20 protein-coding genes and 1 pseudogene are annotated in these 24348 nt (G+C 45.5%); 12 read left to right on the top strand and 9 right to left on the bottom strand.

Features of this window, described 5'->3' with window-relative positions:
- Positions 1 to 47 precede the first annotated feature (47 nt).
- Both IGQ44_11620 and cimA read right to left on the bottom strand, forming a co-directional pair.
- Positions 48 to 1688 (bottom strand): hypothetical protein, encoded by a 1641-nt coding sequence (locus IGQ44_11620; protein HIK38623.1) that lies wholly within the window; start codon positions 1686 to 1688, stop codon positions 48 to 50.
- A gap of 59 nt (positions 1689 to 1747) precedes the next feature.
- Entirely contained in the window at positions 1748 to 3382 is a 1635-nt protein-coding gene (gene cimA / locus IGQ44_11615) for a citramalate synthase (protein HIK38622.1), read from the bottom strand.
- Positions 3383 to 3494: 112 nt separating this feature from the next.
- On the opposite strand from cimA, the gene IGQ44_11610 reads away from it, so the two are divergent.
- Positions 3495 to 4016, top strand: a complete 522-nt coding sequence (locus tag IGQ44_11610) for a hypothetical protein (protein HIK38621.1) — start codon at positions 3495 to 3497, stop codon at positions 4014 to 4016.
- 37 nt (positions 4017 to 4053) lie between these two features.
- On the opposite strand, the gene IGQ44_11605 is transcribed toward IGQ44_11610, so the two are convergent.
- Entirely contained in the window at positions 4054 to 5010 is a 957-nt protein-coding gene (locus IGQ44_11605) for a diguanylate cyclase (GenBank protein HIK38620.1), read from the bottom strand.
- Positions 5011 to 5298: 288 nt separating this feature from the next.
- Entirely contained in the window at positions 5299 to 6420 is a 1122-nt protein-coding gene (gene recF, locus IGQ44_11600) for a DNA replication/repair protein RecF (GenBank protein ID HIK38619.1), read from the bottom strand.
- Positions 6421 to 6649: 229 nt separating this feature from the next.
- On the opposite strand from recF, the gene IGQ44_11595 reads away from it, so the two are divergent.
- Positions 6650 to 7342: a pentapeptide repeat-containing protein gene (locus IGQ44_11595; protein ID HIK38618.1), complete on the top strand. Its 693-nt coding sequence runs from the start codon at positions 6650 to 6652 to the stop codon at positions 7340 to 7342.
- A 36-nt stretch (positions 7343 to 7378) separates the two neighbouring features.
- Here IGQ44_11595 and IGQ44_11590 read toward each other — a convergent pair whose 3' ends face one another.
- On the bottom strand, positions 7379 to 8008 hold the full coding sequence (locus IGQ44_11590; GenBank protein HIK38617.1) for a CPP1-like family protein: 630 nt from the start codon (positions 8006 to 8008) through the stop codon (positions 7379 to 7381).
- A gap of 219 nt (positions 8009 to 8227) precedes the next feature.
- Between IGQ44_11590 and IGQ44_11585 the strand changes: the two genes are divergently transcribed.
- From IGQ44_11585 to IGQ44_11565, 5 genes are all read left to right on the top strand, one after another.
- On the top strand, positions 8228 to 8986 hold the full coding sequence (locus IGQ44_11585) for a response regulator transcription factor (protein HIK38616.1): 759 nt from the start codon (positions 8228 to 8230) through the stop codon (positions 8984 to 8986).
- Between the two features lie 97 nt (positions 8987 to 9083).
- Positions 9084 to 9353 carry a 30S ribosomal protein S15 gene (rpsO, locus tag IGQ44_11580; protein HIK38615.1) on the top strand — a complete coding sequence of 90 codons (270 nt, stop codon included), beginning with the start codon at positions 9084 to 9086 and terminating at the stop codon, positions 9351 to 9353.
- 28 nt (positions 9354 to 9381) lie between these two features.
- Entirely contained in the window at positions 9382 to 9870 is a 489-nt protein-coding gene (locus IGQ44_11575; protein HIK38614.1) for a PAM68 family protein, read from the top strand.
- 134 nt (positions 9871 to 10004) lie between these two features.
- The gene (gene aroF, locus IGQ44_11570) at positions 10005 to 11063 is read left to right on the top strand and encodes a 3-deoxy-7-phosphoheptulonate synthase (GenBank protein HIK38613.1); all 1059 of its coding nucleotides are present in this window, start codon (positions 10005 to 10007) and stop codon (positions 11061 to 11063) included.
- Between the two features lie 70 nt (positions 11064 to 11133).
- Entirely contained in the window at positions 11134 to 11403 is a 270-nt protein-coding gene (locus IGQ44_11565; GenBank protein HIK38612.1) for a hypothetical protein, read from the top strand.
- 655 nt (positions 11404 to 12058) lie between these two features.
- Here the strand turns inward: IGQ44_11565 and IGQ44_11560 are convergent.
- The gene (locus IGQ44_11560) at positions 12059 to 12514 is read right to left on the bottom strand and encodes a hypothetical protein (protein ID HIK38611.1); all 456 of its coding nucleotides are present in this window, start codon (positions 12512 to 12514) and stop codon (positions 12059 to 12061) included.
- 791 nt (positions 12515 to 13305) lie between these two features.
- Here IGQ44_11560 and IGQ44_11555 point away from each other — a divergent pair.
- From IGQ44_11555 to IGQ44_11545, 3 genes and pseudogenes are all read left to right on the top strand, one after another.
- Complete coding sequence (locus tag IGQ44_11555) at positions 13306 to 15084, top strand: serine/threonine phosphatase (protein HIK38610.1); 1779 nt, start codon at positions 13306 to 13308, stop codon at positions 15082 to 15084.
- 70 nt (positions 15085 to 15154) lie between these two features.
- Positions 15155 to 16579 carry an amidase gene (locus IGQ44_11550; protein ID HIK38609.1) on the top strand — a complete coding sequence of 475 codons (1425 nt, stop codon included), beginning with the start codon at positions 15155 to 15157 and terminating at the stop codon, positions 16577 to 16579.
- Between the two features lie 294 nt (positions 16580 to 16873).
- Positions 16874 to 18173, top strand: a pseudogene (locus IGQ44_11545) (glycosyltransferase family 4 protein).
- A 37-nt stretch (positions 18174 to 18210) separates the two neighbouring features.
- On the opposite strand, the gene IGQ44_11540 reads toward IGQ44_11545, so the two are convergent.
- Positions 18211 to 19116: a DUF4351 domain-containing protein gene (locus IGQ44_11540; GenBank protein ID HIK38608.1), complete on the bottom strand. Its 906-nt coding sequence runs from the start codon at positions 19114 to 19116 to the stop codon at positions 18211 to 18213.
- 170 nt (positions 19117 to 19286) lie between these two features.
- Positions 19287 to 19928, bottom strand: a complete 642-nt coding sequence (locus tag IGQ44_11535; GenBank protein HIK38607.1) for a DUF3386 domain-containing protein — start codon at positions 19926 to 19928, stop codon at positions 19287 to 19289.
- 71 nt (positions 19929 to 19999) lie between these two features.
- Between IGQ44_11535 and IGQ44_11530 the strand changes: the two genes are divergently transcribed.
- Positions 20000 to 22735 carry a CBS domain-containing protein gene (locus tag IGQ44_11530; protein ID HIK38606.1) on the top strand — a complete coding sequence of 912 codons (2736 nt, stop codon included), beginning with the start codon at positions 20000 to 20002 and terminating at the stop codon, positions 22733 to 22735.
- A gap of 130 nt (positions 22736 to 22865) precedes the next feature.
- Entirely contained in the window at positions 22866 to 23153 is a 288-nt protein-coding gene (locus IGQ44_11525) for a hypothetical protein (GenBank protein ID HIK38605.1), read from the top strand.
- Here IGQ44_11525 and IGQ44_11520 read toward each other — a convergent pair.
- Positions 23150 to 24348 (bottom strand): hypothetical protein (locus IGQ44_11520; GenBank protein ID HIK38604.1); only part of this gene is annotated, 1199 nt, incomplete at its 5' end. The genes IGQ44_11525 and IGQ44_11520 overlap by 4 nt on opposite strands.

Raw genomic sequence — 24348 nt, 5'->3', positions numbered from 1 at the left:
TAGCATATCAGGAATATCAAACACCAGAGCTTACACTACATCTTCCACTACTTTTCCACACGGGTGTAGAACAGATACAAAAAGTCTTTGGGCTGGGGATTACCACGGGATGAGCCTTTAGCGCCCATAGCCACCACCACGCCGCAATAGCCGTCGAATTTGGCTACTCTTTTCTGCCAACGGCCAAGGGGGTAGGAAACCTGTTCAGGAAACTGGGCAAAGACGTAAAAGTTCCCTATGGTTGTCTGTAATACACCTAAAGTCTCATGGTCTGACGCTCCGCCGTTGGCGAAAATGACTTTAACAATCCCCTTTTCCGCTTCCAGACGGCATAACAGTTGTCTAGCCTTTGGTTTGGTGGTTTGGAGGATAATTACGGGGAAGTCAGTTTTGGCGGCAAGATTGTGAATCCAGGCGAGGGTTTGGGCGGACAGCGAAGAAGGACAATTAGTATCTGTATAAGAGTTATTGTGGAGACGAGATAGTAGGAAACTGGGGATTGTTTCTAAAAGTACAATAGTGTCTTCGGGAATTAGGTCTTCTTGGAGGGCTATATTTTTTCCCCCTTCCTCCTCTTCTTCCCCCAAGGCCTGTTTACAGTCCTGTTGGACATCATCTAGAATTTGTTCTAGTTCCCTAGTTAAATCGGGCATAGTAGACACGGACACCCAACAGGTGGAATTGTCATCTTCGGGGGATTGTATGGGGTATTTTTCCCGGATGAGTCTAATAGTCTCCTCTGCCAAATCGTCTTCATGTTGTTCAATAAATGAGGCTAAGGCGGATAGGGCAACGTAGATGGGGAAAATTTCCTCATCCTCCTTAATGGGACGAATTCCCTCATAGGGGTGGATGCTGCCAAAAACTATAGACACCTCCTCCCCGTGATAGTCCGACCTCCACACTGTACTTGTTTGTTCCTCTTGGGAGGGGTTATAATTGACAAACCAACAGTCTTGTTGTAGGAAAATGGACTCCAACTCGTCATCATCCTCCTCCTGTTGAGGTAGACTGTATCTTTCCAATGCCAAATGGGCTATTCTTTGGCGGAAGTGTTTTAAAGAATCCAAGGTGCGATATAAAACTATGCCCCTTTCTTCCCCCATCATTCCCAAGACGCTCACATATAAAGAGTCTACATGCCAACGATTGATGTCGACCCGGAGGATTTCATCTTCTGACAACAGTAGCCAGGGTTGTAATGGCCAGAGGGAGGAGGCTAATTCCCCTAACCTGTTGAACAACTCGGGAGAAATGTAGGCACAGCATTGTGATTGACTATTTTGGAAATTAAGCCAAAGTTCGTCTAAAAGGGGCAATTGGGGGCTCCAGTCTACTTCTATGTCCAGGTTTTGCAACACGCCTCGTAAAAGGAACTGCAACTCCCTGTCTTTGACTACAATTTTCTTGGGGCGTCCAGGTTTGGCGGGGTTATGGGGGTTTTCAATAGCTTTTAGTAGGGCCCTTACCACTGCCTCCTTCCCCACACTGGCTTTGACAATGTCCATGGCACGCACTAAACCCTCCGACCCGTCCAACCATATAATACAATCACTCTTCTGGCCAGAGACTCCTTGTTGGGGGGAGGCCATTAGTTCCTCCACAGGAAGACGACCACCCTCCCACACATGGGGTATAAGGGGTAGACGTTGTAGTCTGTGTCTAGTGCATTCAGGTAAAGAGGTCATAGTTCAGAAAAATAATAACAATACAACGGAGGAAAACCGGATCTCAGTGTCACAAAGTATTACAGAGCAAGCTGTTTGCCAGGGTTATTGATTGTCCCATGGGAGAGCAATAGACCATATTCAATCCCTTCTACCACCGCCTGATAAGAAGCAGTGATTATGTTAGTAGAAACCCCCACGGTGGTCCAACTCTGTTCGCCGTTACTGAATTCCACCAAAACCCTTGTTTTTGCAGAAGTTCCGGCTGATCCGTCTAGTATGCGGACTTTATAGTCGGTGAGGTGGAACTGGCCTATTTCCGGATAAAACTGCATAAGAGCCTTTCTCAGGGCATGATCCAGGGCTGACACTGGCCCATTGCCTTCTGCCACTTCTAATAACTCCTGTCCGTCCACCAATACCTTGACGGTGGCTAGGGAATGGCTAAAAGAAGAGTTATCCTCTGGGGCCAACAAGTCACAGTGGACTTGAAATCCCTTGATGGTGAAGAATTTCTTTCTCAGTCCCACACAGGAGAGAATTAACAAATCAAAACTTGCCTCAGCCCCTTCAAACTGGTACCCTTCATATTCCAAATCCTTCAATTTCTGCAATATTTCCCTCAGCCGCGGGTCTTGTTTGTCCAGATTCAAACCCAGTTCCCTCACCTTGGAGATTACGTTACTTTGGCCTGCCTGCTCGGAAATCACTATCCTTCTTGCATTGCCCACCCTTTCTGGTTCAATATGTTCGTAAGTCACAGGGTTACGGAGTACTGCGGACACGTGGACGCCCCCCTTATGGGCAAAGGCTGACTTCCCCACAAAGGGCGCATGGTCATCCGGGGCTAGGTTTGCAATCTCACTCACATAACGGCTGGTTGCCGTCAACTTTTGTAGTTGCTCGTCCTCCAAACATTTATACCCCAATTTCAATTGTAGATTGGGTATCAGGGTACACAAGTCGGCATTGCCACATCTTTCCCCATAGCCGTTAATGGTCCCCTGTACCATTGTCACCCCTGCCAACACCGCCGCCAGGGCGTTGGCCACTGCCGTTCCACTATCGTTATGAGTATGAATACCTAGTCCTATATTGTGGGTCAAATCCGAGGAGAGTTTGGCCACAACCTCACTGATGATAGAAGAAACTTCGTGGGGAAGACAGCCGCCATTGGTATCACAAAATACTAGCCATTGGGCTCCACCGGCTATGGCGGCCCTTAAGGTGGCTAAGGCGTAGTCCGGATTGGCCTTATAACCGTCAAACCAGTGTTCCGCATCGTATATCACCTGGCGCCCCCTTTGTCTAAAAAAAGCAATGGTTTCCTGGATCATCGCCAGGTTCTCTTCTAAACTTGTCTGTAGTCCCTGAGTAACATGGAGGTCCCAGGACTTACCAAAAACAGTCACCCATCTGGTTTCGGCCTCCAAAATGGCCTGTAGGAGGGAATCCTGTTCGCACTTGTTTCCCGGACGACGAGTAGCACAGAAGGCTACCACTTCCGCTTTCTTCGGGGGCGTGACTCGCAACTGCCGAAACAACTCCACATCCTTGGGATTGGCACCTGGCCATCCCCCCTCGATGAAGGGAATGCCCATTTCGTCCAATTTGCGCACAATTTTGAGTTTATCCGTCAAAGACAGTGCTATTCCCTCCCTCTGGGCGCCATCTCTCAGGGTTGTGTCATATACCCAAATTCTTTTTTCCCTCATCGCCCCCTCAACTGTGTCGTCTCATAATTTATCTTAACTTAAAACTCCCTTCTGATTTTCTTCTAGACTGGCAAATGGGTTAGAATGAATAAAACCGAATTAAACAATTAGCATGGTCAGTTTATCTCAACAGGCAAACCGGGAGTTGTTCCACCGGTTAGTACACAGGTACTTCACCTCCGATTGCCTTTCGGAAGACAATCCGCCACGAGTAGTAAACAGGAGAAAACTAAACCAGTTTGCCCGGGAATTCATCCGCCTCGAAAAACTACTGGCAGACGATTCAAGGGAAAAATTCCTCTGTCTCTACTTCATTGGCATCATTCGTTTCCACCTGGAGCAGTATAATGCAGCCCATCAGTGGCTAAAAAAGGCCATGGAGACACGCCCCGAGGAAGCCTATGTCTTCATGGATATGTATGCCGGCTGTCTCTTTATCCTAAAATGGCGTCAACACCGCTATCTGGAGGCCCGTGAGGAGGCTTTCAAGTATCTTTTTATGGGGATGAAGGAAGCTGAAAGAAAATCCGACTGGGACACCTATCACCGTCTCAAGGAAAAATTGTCCCTTTTTTACGGGGAAAAAACAAATTTTCTGGACATTGACATGGGCAACGATAGTGCGGATGTTTAGTAAGCTCTTACAAGAGCCAGTGACGTCCCCCTGTGCTCTAATCCCCGTACCAACGTTTGTAGGGAATCCCATTCTCGTCTACCACCACGTTGCGGCCAAGATTCTTTGCCCTATACAAGGCTTGGTCGCCCCTGATGATGGTATCATTTAGACTGGCATCTGCTTCATGAAAATAGGACACGCCTATACTAACCGTCACCGCGATGGGATGAGAGTCAAATTCTAAATTTAGATTGGCAATCCCCTCCCGCAGGCGACAGGCAGTCCGTACTGCGTCTTGTAACGCGGTCTCCGGCAAGAGGATAATAAACTCCTCCCCTCCCCAACGGGCTAGTATATCCTCTTTCCTTATGGTTTGGTTACAGTAACAGGCCACTGACTTGATTACATAATCCCCGGCTGCATGTCCATAGGTGTCGTTTATTTTTTTGAAAAAGTCAATATCTAAAACCAGAATTGAAAAATGTCTTTTTTGTCTTTTTGCTAGGTTAAATTCTCTCTCAGCTATGCTGCTAAAGTGGCGACGATTGGCTACCCCGGTTAACTCATCAGTGGTGGCTAACTTCTCTAACTCCCTGAGGGCCTTTCTCAACTCATCCCTGGTAAATTTTAGGTCTAAATGGGTTCTCACTCTCGCCAACAATTCCTGAGGGTGAAAAGGCTTTGTTATATAATCCACCGCACCAATCTTAAAGGCCTGAAGGAGGTTTTCTTTCTCTTCACTAGCGGTGATGAAAATTATGGGTATATCCTTGCACTTTGGATTACTTTTTATCTGTCTACATAGCCTTAAACCGTCAATTTTTGGCATTACTAAATCCAACAAAATTAGGTCGGGATTATGATACTCTAGATACACCAACACCTCTTCGCTGTCCGCCATTATTTTAGTCCTGTACCCCTCTGCCTGTAAAATGTTCTCCAACAGAGCCCTACTCAACAAATTGTCATCCACTGCCAGAATCAAACAATTTTTGGGATTATAGCTACTCATAGGAGTCTGTTTTTCTTCCTCTTCCCCTGCTAATACCTCCTCCAAAGGTTGGGATTCAGATTCTGGTTGCCTGGAATGCATTTTTCCTAACCCCCCTCACGTCACTAAGGCAACTGCACTGCAGAATAAAACTGCCCAATCTGTGTTTCTGTTATTCCCTCTTGCCCATATTTTATAAGACGTTCCCCTTGGGGTGTAATGAGATACACTTGTCTTACAGTTTAGAGCATAAGGCGAATATAACCCTGTAGAATAGACCTCCATGACATAAAAACACTTTCATCCCCACTAGTATAATAAACGCCCCTGTTCAACCTTGACAATTTGTGCATCTTGTATTATGGAGTCACAGAAATGGTTGAGATGGGTAGTGGTTATAAAGGTTTGAAAACGGCTGCCAAGACAGTGTAATAAGTTGTTTTGGCGTTGCAAATCTAACTCGGCCATCACATCGTCTAACAGTAATAATGGTGTTTCCCCCACCACTTGTTCAATCAGTTGTATTTCCCCCAGTTTCAAGGCTAACACTAGAGTTCTTTGTTGTCCACTAGAGCCATAATGTCTGACACTTTTCCCATTGATAAAAAAGCCAATGTCGTCCCGGTGCACCCCTACTAAAGTTGCGCCAAATTGAATTTCTGTATTTCTTTTCATCTCTAATTTTTCTCTTATTCTACCCCTTATTTTCTCCACCTCCTCTTCCTCCTCAAATTCTACATTTGGTTGGTATATTATTTCCAGCTTTTCTTTCTCATCACTCAATTTATTGTGCCAGAGTTGGGCCAGGGGTTTTAGTCTTTCTATCGCCCTTTTTCTCCTCCTCATAACCCGGCAAGCATTTTCCGCTAACTTCTCTTCCCATATTCTCATTTCCAACATCTCCGAGTTAGTTATGCCTCTATTTCTCCACAATCTCAAAAGACTATTTCTCTGTTTTATTACCTGGTTATACTCTCTCAGAATAGCAGTGTATATTGGCTCTAATTGTAACAGCAAGTTGTCGAGCCACTCTCTTCTGTATTCCGGCGCGTTTCTAACCAAATCTGTGTCAAGACTGGAAAACAACACCGTATTCACTATTCCCAAAAAATCGATATGCCGTGACAGTCTTTGCCCGTTTACCCATAATTCTCTTTTCCCTTTTACGGGAATTCTTATCCCCAAATTATAATCTCCATGATGGCGAATAATGTCCGCACCAATTTCAGCATTACCTTGTTGATTATAAACTAAATCTTGCTCCCGGCTGGTGCGATAACTCTTGAGAGTTGATAAGAATTGTATCCCCTCTAATAGGTTAGATTTTCCCTGGGCATTATCCCCTACAATTATCACCTTTCTACTATCTAAAGACAATTCCGCATCTCTGTAATTCCGGAAGTGACTTAAATTCAATCTCCTCAGAAACATTCCCTGCACAAAAGTTTCTAGCCAGTCTCTAATCCAGTATATGTTAATTTTTGTTAAATGATAAAATTGTCTGAGAAAAGTGTGATATAAGAGACAGAAAATAGAGAATTTCAAAAAATATATTATGGAGGTAAAAGTGAAGAAAACAACGGCGTTATTACTCTTGATAATCTTCCTATTTATAAATGCAAGAAATGCCTACCCTGCTCTGGCTTATGACAGGGGGGATGTGGAAAAAATAAAAGTAAGCAATAGATGTGTGAAATGTGATTTTTCCGCCTATAATTTTAACGACAAGAGACTATCTTTGGGAAGAAAAAACCTGTCTCGAGCCAATTTGAACAAAGCTAAGTTAAAACACCTAGACTTAGCAGGAGTTAACTTAAGGAGGGCAACTTTAATTGGGAGTAATCTCAGGGGTAGCAATTTAAGAAATAGCCATCTGGAAAGGGCAAATCTTTCCTTCAGCCAACTGGTTAGGGCGGATTTGAGAGGGGGTAATTTTAGGAAAGCTAACTTTGAACATGCAGATTTAACCCTTGCTAACCTCAGTGGGGAAGAGAAGAAAAATAGGAGTAATTTTGCCAGGGCCTCTTTCGTGGGGAGTAGAATGGTAAAAGCCAATATCGTCAATGCCAATCTCAAAAGAGCCAATTTTTATCAAGCGGATTTGAAAGGAAGTAACCTGGAAAAATCAAAACTACAACGGGCCAATTTGGCAGAGGCAAATCTTAGTTATGTCAATTTTACTAGTGCGGACTTAAGGAAAGTGAATCTGATGGGCGCCTCTTTAACATATGCCAATCTTTCTCATGCAGATTTGAGAAAGGCCAATTTACAAGGGGCAAATTTGATGGGGGCTAACCTTGAAGATTGCAATCTACAAGGCGCCATCATGCCCGATGGTTCTATTCACCAGTAAAAAAAGGGATAATTTATATTGGCGTTTTTAGCGTATTTAGCGGAGAAAATTACCCACAAACCACATAGTTACCAGGGTAAATAATGTAGCAAAAGCGTCCGCCGAAATGCCTAACTGAAGGCCCGTATTGGCTATTAGGTGAAATAACAAATAACCTCCGGCAACAGAGGCAATAAAACTGATAAAAGTGACGAAGAATGCTCGCCAAAAAAGCCTGGTCTTCAGAAACAAAAATACCAGACAGGCTGCTACTCCCCCCGTCAAAAAAAGCGGGAGATTCTCCCCCGTGGCGGAGGAGAAGGCGGAGTAAATTAAAACTAGAAAAATTAGGCCGCTTATTAATAGGTTTCTGCCAGAACTAGGCTCCCATAATTCCCTTAAAAAAACGGGAAAACTAGGGACATTAATGGGTTCAACAAGAGGGGGTATATTCCTATTTTCCTGCATTTTTTCCGGAAAACGAATCTGATCAGGCACTTTTATCTTCCCCTCTTGTCTCAGACGCAGTCTCTGCATAATAATGGCATCATAGGCAATCTCAATGGACTCTAAAACCTGGGGGTTATTGCTGTACTGCTCTTGTAGTCTTTTGCGAGCCCGTTGTATTTCCTCGAAGGAAGCATCCTCCCTAACGCCCAACTGTTCGTAAGGATTCAAGTTGTTCATACTAACAGTTACCTCCTTTGCCGGTTTTTTGGCTTCAAGCCGTATTAAGATCCATTATATTTGAATCACCCTATGGCCTCTTTTAGTTAACAAATTGTTTACCAATAGGGCTAGATGTTGTAGGATAGTTAGTGGGTTTAATATTGTGCGGCGGAACACACAAAAAAGCCAACTGCTATCACCGGTGTTAGCAAGCAAAACTAGATTTTCCAACCCCCTATGGAAACAACCTCGGCCAAGATTCTTGTAGTGGATGATGATGTTCACATCGCCAACTTAATCAGTCGTTTCCTTAGTCAAAAAAAATACCAAGTCGAGTCGGCTAATGACGGACAAACCGCCATAGAAATCTTTAAAAAATTCCAGCCGGATTTAGTAATCCTGGATATAAATCTGCCAGATACACTCGGTTACAATCTTTGCGCCGAGATGCAGAAAAACAGTGATGTATTTATTCTAATGCTAACCAGTCGCACCGACTTGGAAGACAAAAAAAAAGGTTTTCTAACTGGAGCAGATGACTATCTTACTAAACCTTTTGACCTGGAAGAATTAGAATTTAGGGTGCAGGCAATTCTAAGAAGAAGACGCAATTTCCCTTTAAAACAAACCAAGTCTAAAGTGTTGGATTTTGGTCGACTTTCCATCAATCCTGTCACCAGAGAAGTCACCGTGGGAGGAAATCCAGTGGTATTGACAACCTTGGAATTTGACTTATTATACTTTCTGGCCTGCAATCCAAATCGGGTGTGGACAAGAGAGGAATTGGTAGCACAAGTATGGCAAAGTACACCAATGGGTGACAATCGGGTGGTAGATGTGCATATCGGCCAGATTCGTCGCAAAATAGAAGAAGATCCCTCCCATCCCAAGTTTATTACTACCATTCGCGGTGTGGGCTACAAGTTCGACTATCCCGGGAAACAGGATGACAACAACCCCTCGTCTACCCCACATCCTAACCCCCCCACGTCCTAACCCCCTACTACATCCCTGCACCCTAACCGCCTGACCATAATATGTGATATAATCCTAGATCACAGTGTTTTAGGTTTTGTGTGCCAGAAAGGAAAAAATGAGTCTGACCCAAGAGCAAAAACAGGAGATAATTAACAAGTATCAAATTCACGGGACTGACACCGGTTCATCCCCCATACAAATCGCCTTGCTTACGGAGAGAATTAATCGGCTCAGCGAACACCTGAAAAACAATAAAAAAGATTTCGCTTCCCGCCGGGGGTTAATGAAACTCATCGGTAAGAGAAAGGGTTTGTTAGACTACCTCAGAAGAAAAAATCCACAACAACATCAACAACTAATCCAACAACTGGGTATCCGTGGTTAAAATCCACTTCCATAGTCCACTAAAGACCATGTCATCTCCTAATACTAAAAATTCATTACCCTTTGAGCCGAAAAGCAACAAAAAAAGAAAAGCAGGAGACAAAAAGGCTGGCAGCCCGACCAAAAGTCAAAGGGAGAATGTCGGGGTAGCACAAGAAAAAAGTAAACACCGGTACAACCGCTTCACCTACGGCATCCCTGAGGTGGTAAGCAAAAGAATGGTAAGAAGAATGGCACTGTTCAGTGGAGTCCCCACTAGTATGGGGGTTCTTTCTTTTTTCGTTTTTTATGCCTTGGTGTCCCAGGAATGGTTTAAAGTGCCCAACACGGCGGTTTTATTGGTGACGTTGGGCCTGTTTGGGCTGGGGGTGTTGGGCCTCAGTTATGGGATTTTTTCTGCCAGTTGGGATGAAGACAGAGTGGGCAGTTGGTGGGGATGGTCGGAATTTAAGCTCAATTTTGGCAGATTCGTGTCGGCCTGGCGAGAACATCGTCAAAAAGCCGTGAACAAGGACTAATATAGTAAACAATTGGGAAGACAGGGGAACTGCAACCAGTGGTAGTAGCAGTAGTCGCCGGCTACCGCCATGAACCCCTCGATAAATTGACCAGTATTTTAGCGGACTAAACTAGCTAACAGAGGTTTGTCAGTATGATTGTAGTAATGAAAGTAGGAACCCCCGAAGAAGAAATCACAAGGGTGAGCGAAGAGTTAGCCGGTTGGGGGTTGACACCGGAGAAGATAGTGGGCAAACACAAGGTGGTTATCGGCCTGGTAGGCGAAACGGCCACCCTTAACCCCGAACACATCCAGGAGATTAGCCCCTGGATAGAGAGTGTCTTGAGGGTAGAAAAGCCCTTCAAACGTGCTAGCCTCGAATTCCGTCATGGACAACCCAGCGAAGTGGTAGTGCCCACCCCAAATGGTGATGTGGTGTTCGGTATGGGGCATCCTGTAGTAGTAGTGGCTGGCCCCTGTTCGGTAGAAAATGAAGAAATGATCATAGAAACCGCCAAAAGGGTAAAACAGGCGGGAGCCAAATTGTTGAGAGGGGGGGCCTACAAGCCTAGGACGTCTCCCTACGCCTTCCAAGGACACGGCGAGAGTGCCCTGGAACTACTAGCAGCCGCCAAGGAAGCCACTGGCCTGGGGGTAGTCACTGAGGTGATGGACGCTGCCGACTTGGAAAAAATTGCAGAAGTCGCCGACATCCTTCAAATAGGCGCTAGAAACATGCAGAATTTCTCCCTGCTGAAAAAGGTGGGGAGACAGTCTAAACCTGTCTTGCTTAAACGGGGGATGTCTGCTACCATAACCGAATGGCTAATGGCCGCCGAGTATATCCTTGCCGCCGGCAACCCTAATGTTATCCTCTGCGAAAGAGGCATTCGCGCCTTTGATTCCGAGTACGTTCGTAATGTCCTCGACCTATCAGTAATACCAGTATTACGTTCAATTACTCATCTGCCTATCATGATCGACCCCAGTCATGGCACCGGCAAGGCAGAATTTGTACCTAGTATGGCTATGGCGGCCGTAGCAGCGGGAACCGACTCCTTGATGATAGAAGTACACCCCAATCCCTCCAAAGCCCTTTCTGACGGCCCTCAGTCTTTGACTCCACAGGCATTTTCCGAATTAATGCAACAATTGGCGGTAATCGGGAAAACCCTCAATCGCTGGGAGACTCCACAGCCCGTCTGTCTCTGAGCTTCTGGTAGCAAAGCAACAATCATAACCGTGGTGTTTAATTTCTGGGCGAGTAACCGGGGAGAGGAACTTGCCCAGATTCTTTTTATTACAAAGATTAAAAGATTGCCGCAATTTAACTGACTTACAAATGGGGGCAAAACAACTACGACTGGGATTCGAGGACACCTACGGCACCTGTGAAAAAATTAAGGCCAAGGGCGGGAAAATTGTGCGCCAACCCTGCCCGCTGAAACACGGTACTACAGAGATTGCTTTTGTAGATGATAATCCTCAAAGGTTGTTAGGCAAGGGATATAGCATTATATCTGCTTGTTACATATTAAATTTTCCCCTTTAGCTAGCCTTACTTCAGCAGCAAGAATACTTCCTGGACTGGTCTGCTCGCCCCTAACGCGGACATGCATACCAGGCCGAAGCTGGCGAAGATGTATTTGCCTCCCATCTGGGGAAAGAATACGTGTGTCTCTATCCACGGCGATGACAACCAGCGATTTGCTGGCATGGGTGGGGCGTCCGCAGGTTACGGGTCTTGCGTGCATGACACGCGCAGAAAGTGAAACATCGTATATTTGGAAAGTTTTTGCCGCGCTACTGTTACCGGGCAGAGTGAACAACCATAGGAACACCCCAGCACCCAATGACACCCTAGAAAGTTGCTTCAAGGGTTTGGTGAAACGCCACTGCAAAAGCCTCATGACCACACATCCATAGTGTGTTTCAATCCCGAATATTCTGATGTGCCCACCCGATTCGCCTTTAAACCCAACTTATAACTTTTCCTAACCAAACTGCCCACTGTTTCTTGATTACTCTAGAGTTTTTCTTCAAAACCCAGTACAAGCCCAGGAAGAGGAGGGGAGATTCCCGGGTAGATACCAGGTAGATAATGGTTGCATTATTGCTAGCCTGCTTGGAATCCCCCTGGAGTCAAGGTCGTTTGTCATAAAACAACGGTATTGTCATCAAGGAAGCTCTTGAGAGAAACTAGAGAGTTAGAAAGCTCTTTGCATAACTAATCTGCGACTAGCACCAGTAAACCGGTGAGGACTTAGCCTTTCACAGAGGACAACCGATGGCCCTCGTCCTTGGGGGCGAAAGAGAACAATTGCCATGTCGAGATTCCAGTTGTCTGCAGTCTGGGGAAAACTTTCTTGGCTTACATGCTCAATCTCGCAGTACTCTACCTGATCGGGAGAAGTAAGTTCGGGTAAATCTAACCGGTAGCGATTTAGGGATCCGTTTGGCAAGTTAGCCCTACGATTGACATCTCTGAACTGACGCAGGGGTTGACCCTGAAGCTTGATGTAAAAATTAAAGAAACTGCCGCCCCTTAAGTCGTCCCCACCTGTGTAAAGAATAATGTCTATTGGAGCAGACAAAGCAGGTGACGCACTAACCAAACCGGCCAGCAAGAAGCCCACTAATCTGCTAATTCTCTGCCACTGCATAACTACCTCCCTATATAGGAGCGAAAGCCATGCATTTATTTGCCCAGGTTTGCAGGACGTCTTCATCATAGAAAAGTTCCCAGCGTACCAAATGAGCCCTGTTGCATCACGGGAAGGCTCTCCCCAAGCCCAGTCCTGTCAATCCCACATACCGGTATAAACCGTTTGAGACCAATTGGGAAGAGTTGACTTTCCGGCCGCTGCTCCAATATATTCACAGTCCTAGGGTTAATACCGCGCCCAATGCCAAAATCGTCCCCAGGGATATCTTTTATTACTTTAAAATACAAAAATGTTATATTACAGGAGTAATAAAGTTAGACGGACAATAGCAGCACTGGGGCAAAAAGTCTTCACCAGCCAAAGAGCCTCGCCAAAGGGCCCCAAAATGAACTCTAGACTAGTAGAACAAAAAAGGCGCCCTAATGGGATACCAATTCCAAACCATAAGAGTCCAACGGGTTGGGCTCCCTTTTAGCACTAAGGCCGCCAAGGCAGACAAAATCCCAATCAAACAGGCTTCTATCAGGGCATATCGTGGCTCTCTTCCCCCCGGGAAGCCCCAACAAGACGATATTTTACGAAATGTAAAGCCCCTCGCCGTCCAGCAGACCAGTAAGATTAAAAATGGAGATAGGGCAAATCCAATCCATCCCCGGCTCGGCATGCCCCGATTTTAACCCTCTCCGGGGGGCCTTTTTTCCCCACTCCTCCTTCCCCCCCATCTCTAATCCCCCCCCCCCCCCTTGCTCCTATAATAGGTGAATTAGTAAATAGTTGGAAGTACTCCTATGCCCGCCAGCACAGAAACAAATACCTATCAAGGAATTATCTCCTGCCCCCTGGGTAAACCCCTTCGTATCCCCTTTCCCTTCCCCGGCGACTCCTCCCAACGATATACCCTAGCGGCGCCCCTCCCCCCCTCCTCCCTTTCTCCCTACGCCACCGTGGACAACCGTCAGTATTTTAGCATCCCTGTCCTGGACACAGATCCCTCGGCTAAAACCATTTTGGATCAGAATTTGGAGACTATTGATGATTTTGAAAAAGAAAGTCTTAAACAAGCTGGGATTCCAGAATTGGCCTTTATTTACCTTACCCTGGCGGAACATAACCCCACTGTACCAGAACTACTGGATGCCTGGCTAGATAAAGAATCAGACCAAGAAATTGTCATAATAGGCCAACACAGTAATGCCCGGTGTCTCAGTGAATACTGGCAGCAGCAACCACCTAAACCCCAACAGGTTTTGGACTTGCTAAAACACATGGTTAAACTGTGGCGAGTCTTCAGTAAACTCAATTGCCGTAACAGCCTGCTGGTGTTGGAAAACCTCAAGACTGAAGACGGAGAAAATCTCCTTTTGGATAGGATTTATCTGGATGCCGCCTCAAACCCACCCCTTTTGCGACAACTAGTACAAACCTGGGCCGACTTGCTTCTGGATTTGGACGAGAAATACCAAACCTGGATTGAGGAGTTGATGACCAAAATCGAATCAGGGGTTATAGAATCCGCTAAGCAACTACGCTCAGAGTTGGATGGGTTTTCCCAACAATTGGAAATCGAATCCTTCCTCGAAGAAGAATCGTTAAATATTCCCTCTGAAGACGATGTGTTAAAAACGGTGGCCGAAGCCATGGGAGGAGAAGAAGCGGCCTCTGTAGAGGCCACCCGCGTCAACCTCCCCGAAGAAGGCGACGAGCAACCCACTCTAGTCCTCCCCATGCGTCTTTTCAGTGTCGCAGATGCCGCCCTAAGTGACGTCGGCCGTCGTCGTACCCACAACGAGGACTACTTTGCCATGGAAACCTCCATCCGCAAGTCGGAGACTACCAAAGGAACATATGTCAGTGCTAGGGGGTTGTATATTGTCTGTGATGGCATGGGAGGACATGCTAGTGGCGAAGTAGCTAGTGCTGCCGCTGTACAATTCCTGACCAGCTATTTTGAACAACACTGGACGGAAAATCAATTGCCCTCTGAGGAAACTATCCGCAAGGGGATTCTAATGGCCAACGATGCTATTTTTGCCCTCAACCAGAATAAGGGTCAAGTGGGGGCCGGACGCATGGGTACTACCGTGGCTATGGTTTTGCTGCAGGATACCAAGGTGGCCATTGCCCACGTAGGCGATAGTCGCGTCTATCGGGTTACCAGGAAGTGGGGTTTGGAACAGTTGACCAGAGATCACAGCGTAGCTCAAATGGAAATACAGCAGGGGGTAGAACCAGAAATCGCCTATGGCCGCGCCGACGCCCATCAGCTAACCCAGGCCCTTGGCCCAAGGGATAGTAGCCATGTCCACCCAGAAATCCAATTTTTTGACATCAAAGAGGACACCCTCCTTGTTTTGTGTTCTGATGGCCTCTATGATAACAATTTGCTAGAAAACCACTGGGAGAAAACCCTTCTGCCTCTTATCAGTTCCAGGGCCAGTTTAGATGAGGGGGCATCCCAACTCATTGACCTGGGCAATCAAATAAATGGCCATGATAATCTCACCTGTGTTTTAGTTCGCATAAAAGTCCAACCCCACTTGGAGGGAATGGCTGGTTTTTACCGCTAATCTATGACTAAAAGATTTTATTTCTTCCCTTTTGCTCAAACTAACACCAATTCGTTCGGGGTATCAATAGATGCAAAGAGAGGAAATAACAGAGCTTTCCGCATTACAACTAGCAGATTTAATCAGAAAAAAAGACTTGTCTCCTCTAGAATTGTTGCAGTGTTATATCAGTAGGATAGAAAAGTACGCGGAATCTCTAGGTTGTTTTGCCTATATAGACTTAGAGGGGGCATTGGCCAAAGCTAGACTACAAACAGAAATAATAGGTAAAACAAAAGACAGGTCCTCCCTGCCGCCTTTTTTCGGCATACCCACGGCTATAAAGGACTTATATGCCGTAGAGGGGATGCCCACCGGTTATGGCAATGCCCTTTTGCAATCCAGAAAACAAGTTGCCACTTATTCAGAGGAAATCACCAAAAGACTAGAAGCCGCCGGTTTTATTATCATAGGCAAAACCGCCACCTCGGAATTTGGCACTCTCCCCTACACAGAATCCCCCGGTTTACCACCCTGTCGTAACCCCTGGAATTTAGAACACACCGCAGGAGGCTCATCAGGGGGGGCAGCCGCCGCAGTGGCCGCTGGCTTGTTACCCCTGGCACCAGGATCTGACGGAGGTGGCTCCATTCGCGGTCCCGCCTTTTGTTGTGGTATAGTGGGACTGAAACCATCTCGGGGGCGTATATCTAATGCACCAGTTGGAGAATATCCCGGCGGTATTGCCACCCATGGTTGTCTCACCCGCACAGTAGCCGACAGTGCCGCCCTCCTTGACATCCTCAGCGGTTATGTGGTAGGGGATCCCTACTGGCTGCCTAGTCCTCCCACTCCCTTTTTGGATTCTATTTCTCAACCCCCCTCATCCCTTAAAATCGCCTTTACCACCTCCGTTTTGCCCTCAACTACAACCCACCCCTCAGTACAACAAGAGGTGGAGTCCATTGCCCGTATTTTGGAGGGTATGGGGCATCAAATTATTCCCGTCTCTCCCGATTTTACCCCCCTGGTGGAACCCTTTAGACTCATTTGGCAGTCCACCCTTGCAGCTCTACAGATTTCCCCCTCCATTCTCAGCCCCATGAATCAGTGGCTCTTAGCCAACGCCCCCGATTTAGGCACCTACCTGAGGGCTTTGGCACAAATGCATCAGATTTCCCGCCAAATACTCTCCTTTTTCCAAGAATTTGACATTCTACTGTTACCCACTTACCTGTCCCCTCCCATCAAAATAGGCGCCTGGGCCGAAAAACCGCCAGAGGAAATCCTTTCTGAGATTATCCGTTGGATTAACCCCTGTCCCCCCTTCAACGCCACCGGACAACCCGCTATTTCTCTCCCCACTGGTTTTACCACTGATGGACTCCCCCTTGGCATCCAATTGGTGGCTAAACCGGCCCAGGACTCCCTGCTCCTCCAACTTGCCCATCAGCTAGAAATGTCCCTGCCCCCGAGAATGACCACACTACCCCCATTCTTATCCTCCCCTCCATGAAAACATACATTTCTCTTTTTGTCAAGTCCTTAAGTAGTATTTTTTTTTTCGAGGCTATTACCCCGGGAGAACATCCCTTAGCGTTTTCCAATGCCTCAGACTCCATGTCATAATTGGTCTTTTATGACACTGCATTGTGATATTTCGGGAAATAAAAAGGGGAATAAAATCGGCTTTTTTATTCCTTTTATTTTCCCTTAATCATGGTAGATATATTCTCATTCGCGGCTCAGCTTTATCTGCCTGCCAGTTAAAATAACAACAGAATTGTAACTTCATCTTAGCAGTAGCTTCATGGATAATCGCCGGGACAGGTTAAGGGTTTTATTAGTCATTGAACAGTGTAATCCAGAACTATCTTCTGTACCTCTGGAGGGCTATCAATTCTACCGAGAAATTAGCCGGCTGGCAGATGTTACTTTAGTTACTCACCAGAGAAATAAAAGGGCATTGGAAAAACAAAAAGATATAGACCACAGCAAGATATTTTACACTAACGAGAGCCGATTTATTAGCATGTATTACAGACTAGCTTCTATTATATCTTCTAAAACTGGAGGAGGTGTAAACTGGCCGCTCCGTCATGCTCTTACTTATCCCGTTTATGCAGAATTTAACCAAAAAGTTTATCAGCATTTCAAACAGGCTATTGCTGAAAAGAAATATGATATTGTCCATGGTATAACCCCCGTGATACCCAGATACCCCTTTAAAGTGATAAAGGCCTGTCTCAAGTCCAAAATTCCCTTCATTCTTGGACCAGTTAATGGGGGTTTGCCCTTTCCCCCAGGCTTTTCCGAGGTGGCAAAAAAAGAAAATGCCAGCCTCAATTTTTTGAGAGATATAGGCAGATTTGTAGTACCTGGATACAGAGAAACCTACACAAAAGCTACTAAGATACTAGCTGGATCCACTTATACCTTAAACATGCTAAAAGAGACATTCAATCTTCCTGATGACAGAATGGTACTGCTGTATGAAAATGGGGTCAGCGAGGATTTCTTTTATCAACCAAGGAGCAGAAAAAAAAAACGATGAGAAAATCAACATTCTATTTGTAGGAAGGCTTGTACCATACAAAGGGGCGGATATGGTAATAAGGGCAATTGCTAACTTAAAAATCCACTGGAAAAAACGAATTTCTCTAATCATAGTGGGGGATGGGGAGGAGAAAAATTACCTTCAAAAGTTAGTGAAAGTACTAAATCTGGAAAACCTAGTCCAATTTACGGGATGGGTCACTTGGCCAAAGGTCCTCCAGTTTTACAAAATGGCCGATATTTTCTGTTTCCCCTCGGTAAGGGAATTTGGAGGGGCTGTGGTGTTAGAAGCAATGGCTTGTGGACTGCCCTGTATTGTTGTTAATAATGGCGGTATTGGCGAATACGTGACTGAAGAAACGGGCTTTAAAATAGAGCCAATTTCCAGACAATATGTAATTCAACAACTGGCAGAAAAAATAGAATTTTTGCTAGAAAATGAGGGAACAAGATTGAAAATGTCCGAGGGAGCAATCTCAAGAGCAAGAGAATTTGCTTGGCCTAATAAAGCACAAAAAATCCTCCAACTCTACCACCAGGTGATTAATTGTTAGTTCCCAGAAATAGCTTTTGGCTTATGGGGAAATTGACTCATTGTTTTTCCAGCCAGCTTGTTAAATCCTCCAGGCTATTAAACTCCAACAAATCCCCTGCCAGTCTTTCTAGTCTTTCTGTCTGTAAAGCCGTTATCTTCTCCTTCAATGGTTCGGGAATTTCCCCCAACTTTCGGGCAAGTTGACGCAGGATTATTTGTTTTTCCCCCTGTTGTCTTCCCAGTTGCAAGCCCTCTTGTAACCCTTGTTGTCGGATTTGGGTAACTTTTTCCTGGAAAAGGCTTCTCAAAGTCATAATTAATTCCTCCTCTCCTTTATCTTGTTTGCTTTTGTCTCTGGTTTCCAGTTTAGCCAACAAGCCATAGACCAATTCTAGTACCTCTTCCCGGTAGGGGGAGGAAGAAGGGAATTGTTGTAGCCTTCTTATGGCTTCGAGTTGTACTTTTCCCCTTCCCAAAATTCTCAACCAGATAGTGTCATCTGTCACTGGTAGCTGGTGGATGGCAATAATGCCGGTATTTAACCCAGGTGGCAGGAAATATACCCCCCTTTCCCATCCCTGTGGTGAAAAAGCCCCAAATTGTTTGAGTATTGACTTTGAAATGGTGGGTGTAATTATCCAAAGGAAGGCCAGAGTTTTTGTGGAACTATTGTCTAGTCTTGCCTGTCCTCTTTGGCTATTATGTAGCTCTATTAATTTTCCCAGACAACTGCGGATTTGTTCTCCTACTACCGGGTTGCGGTATACTTCCAAAACTGTACAGTCGAAGACTATCCTTCCCAACAGGCCGAGAAAAGAGGGAAGGGGCTTGTTAGGATAAAAGAGAATGTCTATCTCCTGTCTCTGGCTGCTAAGGGTTGCCCCGGCTTTCACTTCCCCGTATTCTGAATACAACAGGGGAATATATTCTTTTACAAACTCGTCATGGGAAAATTGACTCATTAGTTGGTGTGTCGGTGGTTTGATTGTGACAGTAATTATCCCCCAAAATGTTCCTCTCTTTTACTGTCAATGAGCAAGGAATAAATAAGAAGAAATAATAAAAAAAAACACGCCGCTACCTGTTATGCGGCAGATAAACAGCGTGATATCTAAATATTAATTTAGGAATTTTATGTTCCCAAAACTATGTTGGAAAAGGTATATTCTGTCCCTGACGTTTTCCCGTTTTCTTCCTTTGTTATCTGACGATTAGTTAAGATATAGTAGTCGCCTATTTTCTCAAATTTATCCCGAAAAATACTCCTTGGTCCCCTTTGCTTCCCAGTTTCCACATCTGTGTAGACGGAATCATAGGCAACAGATAAATAGCCTTTTTCTGTGTGTAAAACCTCAAAGGTGTTGATGGTAACATACAAGTTGCCAACCTTGCGGTAAACTAGAGTGACAACATTGTCCTTGACCTTGTATTTGTTACCGGCAGCAGCCCCACCCACAAGAATTTCTACCGCCCCATCCGCATCAGTTTGGCCAAAGGAAAAGGTGTTTTCTCCATGGGCCTTTTCAAAGCTATCATTTACCCGGTGAATGGTAATCTCCCACAGTTGTTGCTCCATCCCCTTTTTGGCCGGCCCATCCTCAATGCCAGAAACGCTATACTTAAGATCGGGCGTGATTTGACCTTTTCCAGTATAAGTACCCTCTGGAGTTTTGAGTGTGATGTCACAGGTGTATCCGGGGAAATTCTCATCCCAGACGTATCGATTCTCGTAGGCTTTGCGGAAAACCTCTTCTGCCGTTAGGGTTTGCGTCATATATACTCCTATATGATACTGCTTTTCCATCCGATTATAACTGTTTATCACTAAATGGTAATTAATGGTGCATGGACTTAATAATATGTCATCAAAACGCCGACTTTGACGCCCTAGGGGCCGCCGTCGGTTTGACCAAACTCTATACCGGGGCGAAAATACTACTGGTAAATGGGGCACATCCCTCCGTCACAAAATTTTTAAGCCTTCACCGGGATGAGTTTCCCCTAGTGGAATTTCGTAGCGTTAATCCCCTGTTTCTCCGTCGTCTTTTGGTGGTGGATACTCAGAAACCTCAACGTCTCGGCAAGGCTCAAGAATGGCTACAATTAGACAATATAGAATCAGTGGTTATCTATGACCACCACGAAGAGACAGAGGATTTAACCCCGCCTCTGAATAATGACAAAAAAACCCCCATTGTGGTCAAGTATATAGAAAAAGTCGGTGCCTGTACCACTATTATTTGTGAACTTTTGCAACAAAAATCCCTCAGCCTGAATAGTATAGAGGCCACTGCTATGGCGCTGGGGATCCACGTAGACACAGGCTCACTTACTTTTGAACAAACCACCCCTCGGGATGCGTCGGCTTTGGCTTGGTTAATGAGTCAGGGTGTCAATCTAAAAGTCTTGGCAGAATTTGTAGAGCCTACAATAGCACCAAATCTGAGAAAATTATTGCCCAGTGCCCTCAAAAATCTGGAAACTATAACCATCCACGGTTATACCATCGGCTGGATACTGGTTTGCACTCCCCATTATATCCCTGGTTTGTCCACCTTCGTCAGCCGCATCCGTGATTTGAGCGAAACCGATATTCTCCTCTTTGCCCATTATTACGGCGCCAAAAACGGAAAACCAGGAAAATTGACAATAATCGGCCGTAGCAGTGTGGAAAGTGTCAACTTAGGCCAAATATTTCTAGAATTCCAAGGAGGGGGTCATAAAAGTGCCGCTTCCCTCACCATACGCTGTCATAACCCCAAGGAAATCCTGGAAAGAGTAGTCTACCGGGTAAAAAAGGCAATACCCACCCCCCTAACTGCCAAGGATTTGATGTCTTACCCCGTGCGCACCATTCTACCAGATACCACCATAGCCGAGGCACAGAGGATACTCCTGAGATATGGACATTCGGGATTAGTAGTAGTAGACTCCCAACAGCAACTGGTAGGTATTATTTCCCGTCGAGATATCGATTTGGCTTTACACCACGGTTTCGCCCATGCTCCGGTAAAGGGCTATATGACGAGAAATGTCCATGTTATCCATCCTAATACCACTTTACCAGAAATAGAACAGTTGATGGTGGAAAATGACATCGGCAGACTGCCGGTGATGGAAGGGGGAAAACTAGTAGGCATCGTCACCCGCACCGATGTTTTGCGTCATCTCCACTCCTGTCACCCTCATCTACGGCCCTCCCATTCCCCCTCCAATCTCCCCATGGTTTCCTGTCTTCTCCTCTCCCTGGCTAATAAACTTTCTCCCCCACTCTGGCGACTACTACAAGCAGCGGCGGAATGCGCCCAACAACAGGGATGGCACCTGTATCTTGTCGGTGGCGCGGTTAGGGATTTACTCCTCAGTGAGGATAAAGAGATTGTGTATCTACAAGATGTTGACTTAGTAGTGGACGGTTATCACCAGGCGACAACCCCCGCAGCCGGTGTGCATTTAGCTAAAGCATTGAGAAAAATCTATCCCCAGGCTCGTATGAGTGTTCATGGAGAATTTCAAACGGCTGCCCTATTATGGCATAAAGATCCAGAATTGGGCTCATTATGGGTGGACATTGCCACGGCGCGCACGGAATTTTATCCTTATCCTGCTGCCAATCCCGAGGTAGAATCTAGTTCTATCCGTCAAGACTTGTATAGAAGGGATTTTACCATAAATGCCCTGGCGGTGCGTCTCACTTCCCCTAATTCTGGTGAATTATTGGATTTCTTTGGTGGCGTCAGGGATTTGCGTCTGAGGAGGATAAAGGTTTTACATCCCAATAGCTTTATTGAAGATCCTACCAGAATTTATCGGGCTGTACGTTTTGCCGTAAGGCTTAACTTCACAATAGAAGAAGAGACTCGCAGATACATGGACTATGCCATCCACTGCGGCGTATTTGAGAGGGTTTCCTTGGAAAACAAACCACTTCCCGCCTTAACCACCCGTCTACGGACAGAATTGTATTATATTCTCTCCGCCCCCTACTGGCAGTCTGCTTTAAGACTGCTTCAGGAAATTGGTGCGTTGCGTTGTATCCATCGTCATTGCCAGCTTACCCCCACTGTTTGGTGGCAACTCCGTTTTCTTGAGCGCTGGTTGAAATTGTATCAAACTCTACCCCCTTCTACTGCTGTTTCCCCCTGGCTGTTACGTTTGGAGGTCATCCTAGCTAGTTTCCCCGAGGGGGTAAATGTGGCTGAGAGTTTACAACTGCCCCAAGACAGTATCCAACGTCTTCGTTGTTTACCTGCCGACAGGGAAACAATCCATAAAATCCTACCCACCTGTGAGAGGATAAGTGAAAAGGTCTTCTGTCTTGATAACTATCCCCCCCTCACTTTAATACTGGTCGCTCTCCAAAGTGATAAACTCATTAGACGTTGTATTTGGGATTATTTAATGCACTGGCGTCAACGGAAACCGCCCCTTAATGGCGATGACTTAAAACAGTTAGGTTACAAGCCTGGAAAAGCCTTCAAGAAGATGTTAGAGGAAATCCGCGCCCTGTTTTTAGATGGCCTTATCCACTCCCGCCAGGAAGCTATAGACTATCTCCTCCGTAAATATCCCCTTCCCTAATCCCCATGTACTGGTTTACAATCATAAAGCTCCACCTCCCACTCCCAATCCCTAATCCGGAATAATTCACCCATGAGCACGAGTGTGATGTATTATAGCGATCGATTGAGTAATCTTTTTGCTGGAAATCATGAAAAGAGTAACCGTAATCCCCAATATTATGTCAAAATCTCCTAAATTAGAAATCCCCCCTGTGGCGAAAAAACATCAGCCTTCCCAGTCTTCTTCCCCTGCAAAAAAAGCCGCCAAAGATGCCAACAATCGTAGACTTGCCCTTTGTTATTTTCTTCTTATTACCTCCACGGTATTTGGCTTTGGTGGGTTTGGGTTTGGTTTAGGTATCCGTTATACTCATCTTTGGGATTCTGGCATCTTTTTCCCCCAAAACAGTTCCATCGGCGGCAACCAATCTCCCTAAGACTCTTCCCCATTGCCATCCAGTTTTTCTATAGTTTGTTCTAGTATATCCTTTTCGGTAGAATATACCATGTCCCCTGCCGTCAGGATTTTTTGTTGCCCATAGTTTCTAGCATATAGAATCTTTTGTTGCAACCGTGAAGAAGTATTGAGTAGATAAGCTTGTCTTTCCCTTTGTTGATTTCTTTGTGTAATTTTCCGGTTACGTCTTTGTAGCCACAAATAACGAATGAGGGGAATGGCGAGATAGCCTATAGCATAGGTTAGGAGTATGCCATAGATAGAATTCACAAAGGCGATAAAACCCCCCATCTGTTCTACCACCCCTGGGGTTAATAGGCTGCCCAACATTAGAGCTAGAATAATATTAACCCCTCCTAGGCCAATGGCCGCCATTTTTTGTCCACTTGTGGCCATACTGAATTGCCATAGGTTTTCCCTCAAATAGGGGGGTATTTCCATCTTTTCCCTTTCCGATGCCGTCACCTGTAATTCTGGGAAGTAGTAGATAATTTCACCCGTTTCGCTGACTTCCGGATAGCCATTAAAGCGAATTAACACTGGTAGAATATAATCCTCACTCGTCTCTTTGCTAATATCAATGTTGTCCAAATAGGGGGCTATTTGTTCTGCAATTATTGCCCCATTGTTGTTTCTTATTACTGCTGCTATATACTGCCATCTTTTTTCTTCCAAATCCTTATTTGGGTTGCCATCTCCAAACAGGAAAGAATAAATCGACTCCAGGAAATTTAGCCGGCCGCTTCCACTGCCTGATTCAATTTCCCTTCTTTTTTCGTAGAATCTTTCCTCATATTCTCCAGTAAATATCCAAAAGAAATCCGGCATAATCCAAATCCTCGGCAGAGACCACACTCCTCCTGCCCAATTGGCTGTTTCGCCATTTCTCCTGTTTTCATTGTCTCTTCCTCCACCGCTACTTATTCCTATGATGATTACGGCTATTGCTATCAACATGATTATTATAGAGGTTATCAAGATAATGCCGAAAGAAATCCGAATTAGGTAGAATATAATGTCCCATGCTTTTTTCAGCCATTTTTCCCATCGCAGTCGCCAGTATTTATTCCTCAGAATTGTCCTAAAATTTTGCGGAAACACATAGACAATATCCCCTGTTTCTGCCACCTGTAAATTGGCTTGGCTATCGGCGGCTAATTTTAACAACTCCCTTT

The sequence above is a fragment of the Geminocystis sp. M7585_C2015_104 genome (assembly GCA_015295805.1).
In the GTDB taxonomy this organism is placed as follows: domain Bacteria; phylum Cyanobacteriota; class Cyanobacteriia; order Cyanobacteriales; family Cyanobacteriaceae; genus DVEF01.
This window is presented reverse-complemented; position numbering and strand designations above follow the sequence as displayed.

Coding starts and splice junctions, on each gene's coding strand:
- IGQ44_11530 (HIK38606.1), top strand. CDS start 20,000: ATGGACTTAATAATATGTCATCAAAACGCCGACTTTGACGCCCTAGGG.
- IGQ44_11590 (HIK38617.1), bottom strand. CDS start 8,008: ATGAACAACTTGAATCCTTACGAACAGTTGGGCGTTAGGGAGGATGCT.
- IGQ44_11610 (HIK38621.1), top strand. CDS start 3,495: ATGGTCAGTTTATCTCAACAGGCAAACCGGGAGTTGTTCCACCGGTTA.
- rpsO (HIK38615.1), top strand. CDS start 9,084: ATGAGTCTGACCCAAGAGCAAAAACAGGAGATAATTAACAAGTATCAA.
- IGQ44_11555 (HIK38610.1), top strand. CDS start 13,306: ATGCCCGCCAGCACAGAAACAAATACCTATCAAGGAATTATCTCCTGC.
- IGQ44_11585 (HIK38616.1), top strand. CDS start 8,228: ATGGAAACAACCTCGGCCAAGATTCTTGTAGTGGATGATGATGTTCAC.
- IGQ44_11525 (HIK38605.1), top strand. CDS start 22,866: ATGAAAAGAGTAACCGTAATCCCCAATATTATGTCAAAATCTCCTAAA.
- recF (HIK38619.1), bottom strand. CDS start 6,420: ATGTTTCTGAGGAGATTGAATTTAAGTCACTTCCGGAATTACAGAGAT.
- aroF (HIK38613.1), top strand. CDS start 10,005: ATGATTGTAGTAATGAAAGTAGGAACCCCCGAAGAAGAAATCACAAGG.
- IGQ44_11550 (HIK38609.1), top strand. CDS start 15,155: ATGCAAAGAGAGGAAATAACAGAGCTTTCCGCATTACAACTAGCAGAT.
- cimA (HIK38622.1), bottom strand. CDS start 3,382: ATGAGGGAAAAAAGAATTTGGGTATATGACACAACCCTGAGAGATGGC.
- IGQ44_11620 (HIK38623.1), bottom strand. CDS start 1,688: ATGACCTCTTTACCTGAATGCACTAGACACAGACTACAACGTCTACCC.
- IGQ44_11605 (HIK38620.1), bottom strand. CDS start 5,010: ATGAGTAGCTATAATCCCAAAAATTGTTTGATTCTGGCAGTGGATGAC.
- IGQ44_11535 (HIK38607.1), bottom strand. CDS start 19,928: ATGACGCAAACCCTAACGGCAGAAGAGGTTTTCCGCAAAGCCTACGAG.
- IGQ44_11540 (HIK38608.1), bottom strand. CDS start 19,116: ATGAGTCAATTTTCCCATGACGAGTTTGTAAAAGAATATATTCCCCTG.
- IGQ44_11560 (HIK38611.1), bottom strand. CDS start 12,514: ATGCAGTGGCAGAGAATTAGCAGATTAGTGGGCTTCTTGCTGGCCGGT.
- IGQ44_11575 (HIK38614.1), top strand. CDS start 9,382: ATGTCATCTCCTAATACTAAAAATTCATTACCCTTTGAGCCGAAAAGC.